General features: G+C 57.3%; 11 protein-coding genes. 8 read left to right on the top strand and 3 right to left on the bottom strand.

Annotation, left to right across the window (positions count from 1 at the left end):
- The first annotated feature begins 170 nt into the window (after positions 1-170).
- From KGB23_RS03655 to KGB23_RS03665, 3 genes are all read left to right on the top strand, one after another.
- Positions 171-812 carry a DUF1345 domain-containing protein gene (locus KGB23_RS03655; protein WP_046047206.1) on the top strand — a complete coding sequence of 214 codons (642 nt, stop codon included), beginning with the start codon at positions 171-173 and terminating at the stop codon, positions 810-812.
- A gap of 76 nt (positions 813-888) precedes the next feature.
- Positions 889-1,728: an AraC family transcriptional regulator gene (locus tag KGB23_RS03660; protein ID WP_223429909.1), complete on the top strand. Its 840-nt coding sequence runs from the start codon at positions 889-891 to the stop codon at positions 1,726-1,728.
- A gap of 51 nt (positions 1,729-1,779) precedes the next feature.
- Positions 1,780-2,388, top strand: a complete 609-nt coding sequence (locus tag KGB23_RS03665) for a LysE family translocator (RefSeq protein ID WP_223429910.1) — start codon at positions 1,780-1,782, stop codon at positions 2,386-2,388.
- An 86-nt stretch (positions 2,389-2,474) separates the two neighbouring features.
- On the opposite strand, the gene KGB23_RS03670 is transcribed toward KGB23_RS03665, so the two are convergent.
- From KGB23_RS03670 to KGB23_RS03680, 3 genes are all read right to left on the bottom strand, one after another.
- Positions 2,475-5,021, bottom strand: coding sequence for an autotransporter outer membrane beta-barrel domain-containing protein (locus KGB23_RS03670; protein ID WP_223429911.1), 2,547 nt, complete (start codon positions 5,019-5,021; stop codon positions 2,475-2,477).
- 235 nt (positions 5,022-5,256) lie between these two features.
- A complete protein-coding gene (locus KGB23_RS03675) occupies positions 5,257-7,215 on the bottom strand; it encodes a hypothetical protein (protein ID WP_223429912.1) in 1,959 nt (652 codons plus the stop codon).
- Between the two features lie 190 nt (positions 7,216-7,405).
- Complete coding sequence (locus KGB23_RS03680) at positions 7,406-8,224, bottom strand: hypothetical protein (protein WP_223429913.1); 819 nt, start codon at positions 8,222-8,224, stop codon at positions 7,406-7,408.
- Between the two features lie 260 nt (positions 8,225-8,484).
- On the opposite strand from KGB23_RS03680, the gene KGB23_RS03685 reads away from it, so the two are divergent.
- From KGB23_RS03685 to KGB23_RS03705, 5 genes are all read left to right on the top strand, one after another.
- The gene (locus tag KGB23_RS03685; protein ID WP_317851606.1) at positions 8,485-9,507 is read left to right on the top strand and encodes a LacI family DNA-binding transcriptional regulator; all 1,023 of its coding nucleotides are present in this window, start codon (positions 8,485-8,487) and stop codon (positions 9,505-9,507) included.
- A gap of 56 nt (positions 9,508-9,563) precedes the next feature.
- On the top strand, positions 9,564-10,346 hold the full coding sequence (locus tag KGB23_RS03690; RefSeq protein WP_223429914.1) for a sugar phosphate isomerase/epimerase family protein: 783 nt from the start codon (positions 9,564-9,566) through the stop codon (positions 10,344-10,346).
- Positions 10,339-11,325 (top strand): sugar kinase, encoded by a 987-nt coding sequence (locus KGB23_RS03695; protein WP_223429915.1) that lies wholly within the window; start codon positions 10,339-10,341, stop codon positions 11,323-11,325. Before KGB23_RS03690 ends, KGB23_RS03695 begins: the two co-directional genes overlap by 8 nt.
- Before the next feature lie 103 nt (positions 11,326-11,428).
- Positions 11,429-12,727 (top strand): MFS transporter, encoded by a 1,299-nt coding sequence (locus KGB23_RS03700; RefSeq protein ID WP_150655872.1) that lies wholly within the window; start codon positions 11,429-11,431, stop codon positions 12,725-12,727.
- A gap of 21 nt (positions 12,728-12,748) precedes the next feature.
- On the top strand, positions 12,749-13,726 hold the full coding sequence (locus KGB23_RS03705) for an NAD(P)-dependent oxidoreductase (RefSeq protein ID WP_223429916.1): 978 nt from the start codon (positions 12,749-12,751) through the stop codon (positions 13,724-13,726).
- Positions 13,727-13,790 lie beyond the last annotated feature (64 nt).

Genomic DNA, 13,790 nt, shown 5'->3' on the forward strand with positions numbered 1-13,790 from the left:
GAGCAAGCTTGCTCGCGATGGCGGCCCTACAGCCAACATAGATATTGACTGATATGGCCTCATCGCGAGCAAGCTCGCTCCCACAGGGTCAGCGTTTGCCTGATCGTTGGTGGTCACAACTGGATGCGCTGGGCTAAGGTGTTTGCAAAGCCCTGACGCATCGAGTTCACATGCCCTTCCTCGCCCGCACCCACCCTCGCCTGTCCGCCGCTGCCACCCTCGGCGTCGCGGTGGGCATTCTGGCGCCGGCCGACTCGATCATCAGCAAAATCCTCTTCGGCTGGAACGCCGGGGTCTGGACTTACCTGGTCCTGATGCTCTGGCTCACCGCGCGCGCCAAAGCGCCGGATGTGAAACGCATCGCAGAGGTCGAAGACGAAAATGCCGGGTTGGTGCTGTTTGTTGTATGCATCGCTGCGATAGCGAGCCTGGCGACCATCGCCTTTGAACTGGCTGGCAGCAGGGACCTGGAAACGACCCGCAAGCTGTTGCACTACGGCTTTACTGCATTGACCGTGATCGGTTCATGGCTGCTGATCGGGGTGATTTTCAGCGTGCACTACGCCCGTCTGTTCTACACCTGGGGCGGCAAAGACCCGGCACTGCGTTTTGCTGAAGGTCTGACAACACCAAACTACTGGGACTTCCTGTATTTCTCGTTCACCATCAGTGCGGCGGTCCAGACGTCCGATGTTGGCGTGGCGACTCGGGATTTGCGCAAGATTGTCCTGGCGCAGTCGCTGATCGGCTTTCTGTTCAACACGGCCATTCTCGGGTTCTCGATCAACATCGCGGCGGGACTGTTCAACTGATCCCTGCACAAACGTTCTAGTCATCACCCTCGGCGCGGGCGTTAAATAAGTCGGCTATCCGTCTCACAGGTGCAGCATGACGACTCACAACTGGATCGACCTGGCCCAGGACGCCGACACCGGCATTGAGACCCTGCGCGCGCATTTCGAAGGACATGCCTACGACCCGCACTGGCATGACAGCTATCTGGTGGGCGTCACCGAACAAGGGGTTCAACAGTTTCACTGTCGGCGAGCAAAGCACCAAAGCACGCCGGGCAAGGTGTTTCTGCTCGAACCGGGTGACATCCACGACGGCGACGCGCCAACCGAGGACGGTTTCACCTACCGCATGCTGTACCTCGACCCGCAATGGCTGAAACGTGAACTCAGTGCAGTCTTCGAAAATGCCCCCGACAACAGTCAATTGAGTTTCGCCAACACCCTGACCAGCGACTCGCGACTGGCCCACGCCACCAGCTTGGCGTTTCAAACCCTGCATCACGGCGAACTGAAGATCGTCCGCCAGACCGCCCTCGACGGTTTGCTCGAACGCCTGACCAGTCACCTGCACTGGCGCGCCCGCTATGGCGAGGATCCGCGCCTGCCGCTGGTGGCGCAGAAGGCGCGGGAATACCTGCACGCCAACGCTCAATACGATATCGGCCTCGACCAACTGGCCGTCGTCACCGGAGTTGATCGCTTCCGTCTGACCCGCGCCTTCAAGGCCGCTTATGGCATGGCACCCCACGCCTACCTCGTGCAATTGCGCCTGGCCACCGCCCGGCGAATGCTGGCTCGTGGCGAGCAACCGGCGACGGTGGCGATGGAACTGGGGTTTGCCGATCAGAGTCACCTGGGCCGCTGGTTTGTCCGGGCATATGGCTTGACTCCGGCGTTGTATCGCAAGCGCTGCTCAAATCTTCCAGACGCATGACCCGGACTTTGTGAGGATCGGCTCCTGAAATCATTCACGGAGTCCGCTGCCATGTTGTCCACCTTTCCCACGCTGCTGCCATTTTTGCTGTTCGCTTTCGTCGCCTCCATTACGCCGGGGCCGACAAACATTTTGGTGCTGAGCAACAGCGCGAGGTACGGTTTCAAAGCCGCAATGCCGATCATATTCGGAGCCTGCGCGAGTGCGGCATTGATTGTGTTGTTAGTAGGCAGCGGTGTTGGTCAGTCGCTTGCCGGACTACCAAGGGTGCAATCGCTGATGCAATGGAGCGGAATCGTCTGGCTTAGCTATTTGGCCTGGCAAATTTTCCATACCCCGGTCACGACCTTCGATGTTGATGAAAGACACAAGCAACGGTTTGGATTATGGGCGGCCGCTGGCTTGCAATTGGTCAATCCCAAGACCTGGATGATGGCATTTGCCGTGGTCGGTGTATTTGCCGGATCTGGCGATAATCGACAGTTTCAAATTGTCTGCCTGTCGCTGGCATTTTTCCTGGTCTCGCTGCCGTGTCTGGGTGTTTGGGCATTGCTGGGAAAGGGAGCAACCAGATGGTTTGGCTCGGCAAAAGCCATCCAGCGTTTTAATCAAGCAATGGCACTGCTGCTACTGGGTTCTGCCTGGCTCACGTTGACTTGATGCACGGTGTCAGTACGACAGGTACAAAAATGCCCCGAAACATTCGGGGCATTTTTGTGTTGAATGACCGCAGGACACTCCCTCTATCAGAAGAAGTAACTCAGCCGCAAGCTACCGCTCCAATCCTGACTGACCGTTGTACCTTTGCTGCCACCCACCTGGCCGGAAACCTGCCAGTTGCGTTGCGCCGGTGTCCACTTCAAGCCGGCGCCATATTCGATTGAGCTGCTGGCGCGATCATCATCGAAGCTCTCGTCGTTGATCTTGACCTCGTTGGTTTTCACAAACTCATGATTGACCGCTGTGGACAGGCTCGGCTCTAGAAGGCTGCCGTTGTCGAGGGTGATGACACGCCCACCACGGACACCCACCTTGCCTTGAAGGGAACGCATGGTATCGGCTTTGACTTCGAGACCATTGTCGAGCCTGTAGCTCTCGCTTTGGATGACCCCCGTCGAGACCTGAACTTGTGGCTCGACAAAATAATCATCCTTGAGACGGATATGCTTGCCTACGGCCACCGATCCACTGGCGCCCAAGGCCTTGTAATCACCCTTGGCCCGAGTGTCATCACTCATGGTGACCTTGGCCTTGTTATCGAACTGATTGATCTTGGCCATGACATTGACGAACACACCGCTTTCAACATCGAACGTGCTGCCGTAAACACCGGCATTCAGGCTGTCGACGGTGGCGCTGGAGCCGTATTTGAGGTCCATTTTGGTATGGCTTGTTCCGACGAATCCGCCCAGCACCCAGGCGCGCCCCCCGAGATCGACGACCGTATCGGCACCACCGGTGATACCGGTCTGGTTCTGGGTGTAACCATCGCCATAAGCGTTATCAACGTTGTACTGGTTGCCATAAGTGCGAACCCAGACACCGTTGCTGAGATTTTTCACCGAGCTGTCGTTCATCGAGCGTACCGATGCTTCCGGTCGGACACTCAGGCTCCGGTCCCCCAATTGGTCGCTGAGCATGGCCCCTTCAGCATTCAGCACACTGCGCGCACTCCCGGCCAGGGCCAACGCAGCATTACTTGAGGTACTGACCGTTTCCTTGTCTGGAGTCAGGTACAAACCCTGACCTTCCTTGGCCAATCGGTACACAAACGCACCGGCGTCCACGGTTTCACGACCGCCCAGCGAGAAGCTCGCGTCGCCAGCGGCGATATTACCGACCTTCACCGCGTCAGCCGTGACAGGTGTCGTACCGGTAGCGCTGATCTGCAGTTGATGTTGCCCGCTCGCGTTGCCGGTGACGTTCAGGAAATCGGTGTCACCGTTGCCCAGATCGCTGCCCATCACAAACGTACCCTTACCGGAAAGATCACCCACGTTCAGTTGCTGGAACTGCTCGTTGGTACCCATGCGAACCACGCCGTCATTCAGGGCAAGACGTTGCACGTTACTGTCGCCGGTCATCACCCACTGCGCTGCGTTGTTGATATTGAGGTTGCCGGAATTGTTGACCTGGCCGGTCAGTATCGAACCGTTGTCCAGCAGTACGCTGCCATTGGTATCCGTGTTGACGTTCCCGGTCATGCTGCTCGCATTGTTCAGCGACAGGCTGGCGACATTTTCGACATTGCCGTTGATCGCAGAGCCGTTGTTCAGGACGACCGTGGCACCAGTGCCTGCAACTGCCAGCACATTGCCGTTCAATACGCTGCGGGAGTCGAGATTGACCCGCGTAACGTTTTGCAGATTACCGTTCAGCGAAGCACCATTTTGAAACAGGGCCTGAGTACTGCTGCCAGCGGCAACTACTACATTACCGGTCAGTGCACTTCGATCAACTGTGAGGTCGACATGCGCTCCATCATTGACCTCCAGAACGGTGCCATTGCCGCCTATCAATTGCGAACCATTGAGTACGTTGATAGTTGCCGTGATGTCCGGCCGACCTTGAAAACCGACAATAATCGCGGCCCCGGACTGACCTTCGACGCGAGTCTGGTTGAGTGTCACTGCGGAGGCTCTGGCAAGCGCCAACTCCCTGCCAATCTGCAGGCCATTGAGTCCACCGATGACAGTACTGCCTGTTGCGTTCAACTCAGCATTGGTCAAACGAACGCCATAGCTGGCGGCGTCTGTGGCTTGTACGGAGGAATTGGTCAGATTCAACTGACTGTAGCCGGTGACAAACGCACCACCGTTTAATGCAACCACGGTCGTGCCCCCGGTCAGACTGGCCCGGGAGCCTGTCTGAGTGGAGTTGGAACGACTAATCTGCAGACCGATATCGTTGCTGGTCACCTGACTGTCAGCGATGTCAGCAGTGCTGTTACTGATCAGTACGGCGGCACCGGCGCCTGTCGAGTTGTCCACGGCAACCCCTGTCAGATTCAACGCGGAATTTATCTGAGCACTGATCTGCCCGGTGCTGCCCCCGGTTACATTCAGGGTGGCATTGTTTGCTGAGATATTCAGTGTGTCTGCGCCGATGGCGTTCAATGTGGAACCTGGATTAAGCACCCAGTTTTCTATTGGATCTGCGTTGGTAATGGTTTGAGTGCCACCGGGCGGAATAATGGCAGCCTGAGCGGATGGCCCTATCAACATCACCAATGCAAGGGAAGTGACTCGCCAGCCAGCGAGCGCAGGTGTTGGCAACAAGAACACTGTTGTCATGAGAGGGATCCTTTGATTTGATTAGCGCGGCGAAAAATCTATGTCGCTCTTAGGAAGTTAGAGTACGAACAGAGCGCCGGAAGACTACAGATGAAAGGTCTCAGGAGATGTAGGAATAATCCCGTATGTTGTCGGAATACTCCTACGGATTCCGTAATCAAAATCGCCAATATCGGCCGGCCAACATGAGATACATTCTGCATGCTGACCGGAACCACCACGATTACTTTAAAACCTAAGCCGTTCCATCGCAGAACAAACTACTGGTATTACGTACGTTGACACGATGAAGAACCTTTGGCGATTCGAACGGCGCTCCGGAAATTGTTATCGCGTACCACACCTCCATATAGTTGAAATCAGGAGCCCCCGGGAACGGCACGATCGGCCCTTGAAGACCTCGGAGAAAAGCAAATGTAACTGCAAAGTCCACCGCTGCGCCGTTAGTTGCCACCGGTACGGTTTGAGTAAAGGGCGCTCCGATTGGCGTAGTTTTTCCTATATCTTCATACCCTTGCGCAGTGAGGATAACGTTCAGCCCGCTTGTAAATATTGTTTGAGCAGGCGCAGTCACCTTCCATATGCGGGCACCCGCTACCATGTCTAATGACGCGCAGCTGACTGCTCTGTCCGTATTGTAGGTTCTCGCTACATGCTCTCTGAGGTTCACCTGCACGGATTCAAACGTAACTTCCGTGGGGTCTTTTTGCTTCACAATGTTCGGATTACCCGGATACTCCAGCGTGCAATATGCGTCTTTTTTCCCCAGACCTTCGGCCGCGATGGTTTGGAAGTCCGCCTCGAATTCGCAGAAGTCCTCACCCGGATCGATTGTTTGATCACCGATGAGCTTACCGTTGTACCAGAAACTGACGATGGCTTGACTGATCAGATCATCGCCGAGATCCAGGCCCCATTTAACGAACTTGAAAATAATGCGCTGGTTGAAGTCTGCCGGAACGATGTGATTCAGTGCGTTGGTAATACCGCGCACTTCGACCGGAGGTAAATTCACGCTTTCCAGATCCGGCTCGGGAATCAGAGCCGGACCCGGATAGATGAGGTTGAGAAACACATTGGTTTGGGGACTCGGGATTGGTGTGTCCGTCCCACGTGTCAGCGTATAGCTGAGCACCGCCAGGATTTCTTCCGTTGCAGTATCAAACACCGCATCGCAGATGTCGTACGTCAGTTCTATGCGCAGAGGTGTGGTAGTGGTGTCCACAATCGACACTGTGCCTAACTGGTTGGTCCCCAAAGAAACGGTGAGAATATCCCCCACAGCACCATTGGTGGGCCGGACAATTTCCACAAACACCCGGGTACCAAACGGATTGTAATTGGCCAGCGTGATCGGAAGGTTGCCGTCAACACCCGTGACTGGCAGGGTTGGTGCGAACAATGCAGGCGCTGGTGGAAGTCGGATTTCCAGATTCCTGACCGGCAAGGAATCAATGCTTCGGTTGCCCACGCGATCTGTTACGGCATTGATCGAGAACAAGGTTGTGTTACCCAATGGCGTGAGCATAGCCAGGGGCACCGTGAACTCACCAGAGGCCGAGACCGTTCCTGCATACACAGGTGTCAACGTGGAAGTGGCGACGCTGCGAGGGGACAGATAAAAGCTGAAAGTGTCCAAAAGATCACGGAACGCATAAGATACATCGGCGACGCATTGCAACCCACCGGGATTGGCAGTGAACCATGCGCGATCGAGTATGCCGCTGGCGGGTGCGTTGACGAAACTCACGACAGGCGGACGAACTCGCGCGAACGGTGACTTGGTCTGCCAGGGCGGAGTCGAGTCATTGAGCAGTCGGGTGGGCACAGTGGAATGGTCGTCGTTACCATCGCCATCGAATACTTCAAAATCAATGGTGTATGCCGTTGGGTTTGCGGGAGTCGCCAATTCCGGGATTCTTGACGTGGGCAGTTCGAATGAGAGAGGTTGATTGATTCCATCCAGCGGTTTTGTCTGGATGGATTCCCGACGCCCATCCGGGTGATTCAAAAATAATGTAGCGCTGCCACCCGCCGCCGAATTGGACAAGCCATCGAGTTTGACTTCCAGATTGGGCAACAGGAGCGCGGAGCGCAACACCCGGTCATCGTCGATCTTGTTTTCGACAACCGGAGGGTTAGATAACACCCCACCAACCGGTGCACCATCATCAATATTTTCTTTAGCGGTCATTTTATCAACTCCAATAAGAGAAAACGATTTAGACACTTAATAGCCATTGCCGTACATCAAACTCACAGACACCATCGCCACACGCTGCAACTTGCCCGTGAGCACACACCTCTTAACGTTTAAACAATTCAACTACTGCTCTACAACACCTACTTATACGGAGGCGAAACTTACGAATCATCCACCTCAGTCATTTGAATAACAGGGCAACCGCTCCCCCGAGATTGTTCGATCGATCTTGACCAACTCGGGTGCAGATTGCGCAATAAGCCTGCCCCCCCCGGTAAAATCTGATAACCACCAACGCCGAGTCATTATCAATCAATGGTTTTACACACGGCCGAAAAGGCACAACTATATTGAAGCCCTTTAGTAGATTGTCTTCACTTAAAATATGCGGAATTTCTAAATAGGCTTCGGCAACAACCCCTACTCCGTTCAAACTCCGGTAGCCCTGCCATTGCAATTTACAAATATCGCCTGCTATACCCACAGTTTGTGGCGGAACGTTGACTGTCACGCCCTGATTAAGCGCTGGCCGAGTTTGACAATTGAGGTAGCCCCAGAGCGTTGCATGGGGGAACTCGACGGGTTTCAGACTGGGCACCGGTATCTGACTGTGATCAATCGTCAGTTTTATCGGAGCCAAAGCCGGATCGGGGTTCGCGTCCGCGTCCAATACCACGTAATAAAGCAAAGCCACCCCATCGGTACCCAGGCGCTGCGGAGTAAGCGGTATCTCGAACTCCAACTGTGTAATCGGGCCTGGATAACTTCGATCGAAGATGACGGTTTTAAGTCCGTCCTGCTCCCAAGTGACAATCAGTCGATCGCTGCGCGAACTCACGGTAGAAAAATTTTCCCAACGTGGCACCCGAGCGATGGTGCCGTTGAGCAGGAGAAGATAAGGAATCCGGCCTTCCGGATCGTTCCTGTCGACGCCATCGACGGTCAGCGGCACAGCAAGTACGCCATTGTTAATCAGGGATAGTCCCTCTGACGTCGGCATCGCGTGTTTCCCCTAGGTCTGTGATTAGGTGCACTCAGTACATTCGGATTCGCGTTGACTGAGCTTGCAATCAATTAAATACGCAGACTCATACGCCGCCTACTGTCAAATGTGACAGGTTTTTCTACCGTCCGTCGGATATAGACCCATAGTCGCTCGAGACTGCGCTTGACGGTCGAAATCATTCTGATACGTTATGAAACCGGTTTCAGGACTTCACAGCCAGATTCCCGACAACACCAATAATAAGGCCCACCACCGTGAACGATTTCTCCGCCGCCCAGCGCAGCCGCGTGACCATGCTCGACGTCGCCGAACACGCCAAGGTCTCCAAGGCCAGCGTCTCGCGCTTTATCGGCGATGACCGCTCCCTGCTCTCCGATGCCACTGCCTTGCGCATCGAGCAGGCAATCGCCGAACTCGGCTATCGCCCGAACCAGATGGCTCGCGGCCTGAAACGCGGTCGAACCCGCCTGATCGGCATGCTGGTGGCCGATATCCGTAACCCTTATTCGATTGCCGTGATGCACGGGGTGGAAACCGCCTGCCGTCAGCACGGCTACAGCCTGGTGGTGTGCAACACCGACCGCGATGACGAGCAGGAACGCCAGCACCTGGCCCTGCTGCGCTCCTACAACATCGAAGGCTTGATCGTGAACACCCTCGGTCATCACCGCGACGAATTACGTGAACTGCATCGGGAAATGCCGCTGGTGCTGGTGGATCGCAAGGTCGAGCAGCTCGAGAGTGATCTGGTCGGGCTGGACAATCCTGCCGCCGTTGAAATGGCCCTCACCCATTTGCAGGAGCGCGGCTATCGCGACGTGCTGCTGGTCACTGAACCCTATGACGGCACCAGTTCGCGGATTGAGCGGGTCAGCAGCTTCAAGGCGCAGATCGAACAACGCCCGACCCTGCGCGGCTCCCTGATCGAAACCGGCAGTGAACTCACCGCGCAGCTGAAAACCTTCCTTGAAACGCCCGGCCCCGGCCCGAAAGCGCTGTTCTGCGCCAACGGTATCGCCGCGCTGGCCAGCACCCATTCGTTGCGAGAACTGAAGTGCAATCTGTTCGAGGACATCGGCCTGATCGCCCTTGATGATCTGGATTGGTACCCGCTGGTGGGCAGCGGCATCACCGCCCTCGCCCAACCGACGGCCGAAATTGGCGCCAGCGCGTTCGAGTGTTTGCTCAAGCGTTTGCGCGGTGATGACGGGCCGGTGCGGACCCTGGATTTTTCGGCAAAGTTGATTGTGCGTGGGTCGACGAAAATCGGCACATAAGTCAGCAGCCCTATTTTTTTGAACAAAAATGAAACCGGTTTCAGAGGTATACAACAATGAATAAACCACCCGTTTCCATCAGCCTGTCGAGCTACGGCGCCGACCTTGTTCGCCATCGCGGCCAGGGATCGTTTATCGACGTGTTGGCCGCCGCCGGCGCGACGCGCATCGAATGGCGCGAAGAACTACTGACCGTCGAAGATCCCACGCAACTGGCCGACGCCACGCAGGCCCAAGGCCTCGAAAGCGTGTATTCCTCGCCGATGGAATTGTGGCTGGCCGGCCAGTCCAAACCCAATCCCGAACTGATCAGCGCACTGCAGCGAGCCCAGGCATTCGGTGCCAGATGGCTGAAAGTGTCCCTGGGTTATTTCACCGACAACAGCGACCTCCAGACCTTGTCCCGCGTGCTGGGCAAAAGTGCTGTGCAGTTGCTGGTGGAAAACGATCAAACCCTGCACGGCGGCCGCATCGAACCTTTCCAGCGGTTTTTCACTGAAGTCGAGCAACACAACCTGCCGGTCAAAATGACCTTCGATATCGGCAACTGGCATTGGCAAGACCAGTCCGCCGCCAGCGCCGCACGGTTGCTCGGTCGCCACGTCGGCTATGTGCACTGCAAAGCCGTGACGCGCCGGGCCGACGGCAAACTGGTCGCCATACCGCCGGCCGCCAGTGACCTGCATCTGTGGGAACAACTGCTGCGGCACATGGCCCAAGGCGTGATGCGAGCGGCGGAATATCCGCTGCAAGGCGACGACCTTGTGCAGTTGACTACCGAGCATGTCGCCACCCTCGCCCGCCTCGGTCAAACCCGGTTGGAGAGTGCTCATGTCTGAGATCGATATTCTGTCGTTCGGCGAAACCATGGCGATGTTCGTCGCCGAGCAGAACGGTGATCTGGCTGACGTTGGCCACTTCCACAAACGCATTGCCGGGGCTGACAGCAATGTCGCCATTGGCTTGTCGCGATTGGGTTTTAACGTGGCCTGGTTGAGCCGGGTGGGCGCTGATTCTCTGGGCCGGTTCGTCATCGACACTCTGGAAAAAGAAGGCCTGGATTGCAGCAACGTTGCCATCGACACCGCGCACCCGACTGGTTTTCAACTCAAGTCACGCACCGACGATGGCAGCGATCCGGTGGTCGAGTACTTCCGCCGTGGGTCGGCGGCGAGTCATCTGTCACGGCAGTCGATCGCGCCTGAATTACTGAACGCCCGGCACTTGCACGCCACCGGCATTCCGCCGGCGCTGTCCGAAACGGCTCGGGAAATGTCTTTCGAGTTGATGACCCGCATGTGCAATGCCGGGCGCAGCGTGTCCTTCGACCCGAACCTGCGTCCGAGCCTTTGGGCCAGCGAACAACAGATGATTACCGAGATCAACCGCCTCGCCGCCCTCGCCCATTGGGTGCTGCCGGGTTTGAGCGAAGGCCGCTTGCTGACCGGTTTCGAAGACCCGGCCGACATCGCGGCGTTCTACCTCGATCAAGGCGCCGAAGCCGTGGCGATCAAACTGGGCCCGCACGGTGCGTATTACCGCACCCATCTGGATCAGGGTTTCGTGGCGGGCGTGCCGGTGGAAACGGTGGTCGACACCGTCGGTGCCGGCGATGGTTTTGCCGTTGGCATGATCAGCGCACTGCTTGAAAACCACAGCTTTGCCGACGCCGTGAAGCGTGCCAACTGGATTGGCAGCCGCGCGGTGCAGAGCCGGGGGGATATGGAGGGGTTGCCCAATCGATCCGAAATGATCGCCGAATTTGAGGCCGCCTTCGCGAGCAAGCCCGCTCCCACATTGGATCGCATTACAACGTGATTCCCCTGTGGGAGCGGGCTTGCTCGCGAAGAGGCCCGCACAGTCACTGAAGATTTAACCCGTTACCTGCTGCGACAAAAACAACAAGCTCAGGAGCACCACTATGAAAACCGCAACACTCGCCGCCCGCCGCTGGTGGTACATCATGCCGATCGTGTTCATCACCTACAGCCTGGCGTACCTGGACCGCGCCAACTATGGGTTCGCCGCCGCCTCCGGGATGGCCGCCGACTTGATGATCACGCCGGGCCTGTCGTCGATGCTTGGCGCGCTGTTCTTCCTCGGCTACTTTTTCTTCCAGGTGCCGGGCGCGATCTACGCCCAGAAGCACAGCGTCAAGAAGCTGATTTTCGTCAGCCTGATTCTCTGGGGTGGTTTGGCCACGCTGACCGGGATCGTCTCCAACGCCTACTGGCTGATCGTGATTCGCTTCATGCTCGGGGTGGTCGAAGCGGCGGTGATGCCGGCGATGCTGATCTATCTGTGCCACTGGTTCACCCGTGCCGAACGCTCGCGCGCCAACACCTTCCTGATCCTCGGCAACCCGGTGACCATGCTCTGGATGTCGGTGGTCTCAGGGTATCTGGTGCAGCATTACAGCTGGCGCTGGATGTTCATCATCGAAGGTTTGCCGGCGGTGCTCTGGGCGTTTATCTGGTGGCGTCTGGCCGATGACCGTCCCGCCCAGGCCAAGTGGCTGAGCGACCAGGAAAAGCACGATCTGCAAAGCGCTCTGGCCGCCGAACAGGTGGGTATCAAAGCGGTGAAAAACTACGCCGAAGCCTTCCGTTCGCCGAAGGTGATCATCCTGGCCTTGCAGTTTTTCTGCTGGAGCATCGGCGTCTATGGCTTCGTGTTGTGGCTGCCGTCGATCCTCAAGGCTGGCGCACAGATGGACATGATCGAAGCCGGCTGGCTCTCGGCGCTGCCGTATCTGGCCGCAGTGATTGGCATGCTGCTGGTGTCCTGGGGCTCGGACAAACTGCAGAAGCGCAAACGCTTCGTCTGGCCGCCGCTGCTGATCGCCTCGATTGCTTTCTATGGCTCCTACGCCTTGGGCGCTGAACACTTCTGGTGGTCCTACACCCTGCTGGTGATCGCTGGCGCCTGCATGTACGCGCCTTACGGTCCGTTCTTCGCGATCATTCCGGAAATCCTTCCGGCCAACGTGGCCGGGGGCGCCATGGCGCTGATCAACAGCATGGGTGCGCTCGGTTCGTTTGGCGGTTCGTATCTGGTGGGCTACTTGAACAGCTCCACCGGCTCGCCGGGTGCTTCCTATCTGTTGATGAGCGGCGCGTTGATGCTCTCGGTGGTGCTGACGATTTTCCTCAAGCCCGGCGCCAGCGACCGGGTCGTGGCCAAGGCCGTTGTGCAACGGTCGACGGCTGCTCATTCCTGAATTGAAGTTGAGATGATGACGATGAAAAAGCAGGTTGTGCTGTACAAGAAACTCTCGCCGCTGCTGATGGCTCGCCTGCACGAGCAGACCGAGGTGACGCTGATCGACAACCTCAATGCCGACGGGCTGGCCACGCTGCGCGAGGCCCTGCCCCGCGCCCACGGATTGCTCGGTGCGAGTCTGAAACTGGATGCCGGATTATTGGATCTGGCGCCGGACCTGGAAGCTATCGCCAGCGTCTCCGTGGGGGTCGATAACTACGACATCGACTACCTGACCGAACGACGGATCCTGCTCAGTAACACCCCGGACGTGCTCACCGAAACCACCGCCGACACCGGTTTCGCGCTGATTCTGGCGACCGCCCGGCGCGTGGTGGAACTGGCGAACATGGTTCGCGCCGGTCAGTGGAAGCGCAATGTCGGTCCCGCGCAATTCGGTACCGATGTGCACGGTAAAACCCTGGGCATCATTGGCATGGGGCGGATCGGTGAGGCCCTGGCCCAGCGTGGGCATTTCGGTTTTGGCATGCCGGTTATCTATCACAGCCACTCACCGAAACCGGCGGTGGAACAACGATTCAACGCGCAGTACCGCAGCCTGTCGGCGCTGTTGCAGCAGGCGGATTTCGTTTGCCTGACCTTGCCGCTGACCGCTGAAACCGAGGGGCTGATCGGCGCAGAGCAATTCGCCCTGATGCGCCCCGAAACCATCTTCATCAACATTTCACGGGGCAAGGTGGTGGACGAGGCGGCGCTGATCCAGGCCTTGCGTGACGGGCAGATTCGCGCTGCGGGGCTGGATGTGTTCGAACGTGAACCACTGAACCCTGACTCGCCGCTATTGCAACTGAACAACGTGGTGGCGACGCCGCACATTGGCTCGGCGACGCATGAAACGCGGGAGGCGATGGCCACGTGTGCGGTGGACAATCTGCTGGCGGCGCTGGCGGGTGAGCGGCCGAAAAATTTGGTGAATGCCGGGGCGTGGCAGGCTTAAGAAATTTGGAGCCTGTCAGTCAGTCTTCGCGAGCAAGCCCGCTCCCACATTTGATCGCGGTCGA

The organism is Pseudomonas sp. GL-B-26, assembly GCF_019947405.1.
Classification (GTDB): Bacteria; Pseudomonadota; Gammaproteobacteria; order Pseudomonadales; family Pseudomonadaceae; genus Aquipseudomonas.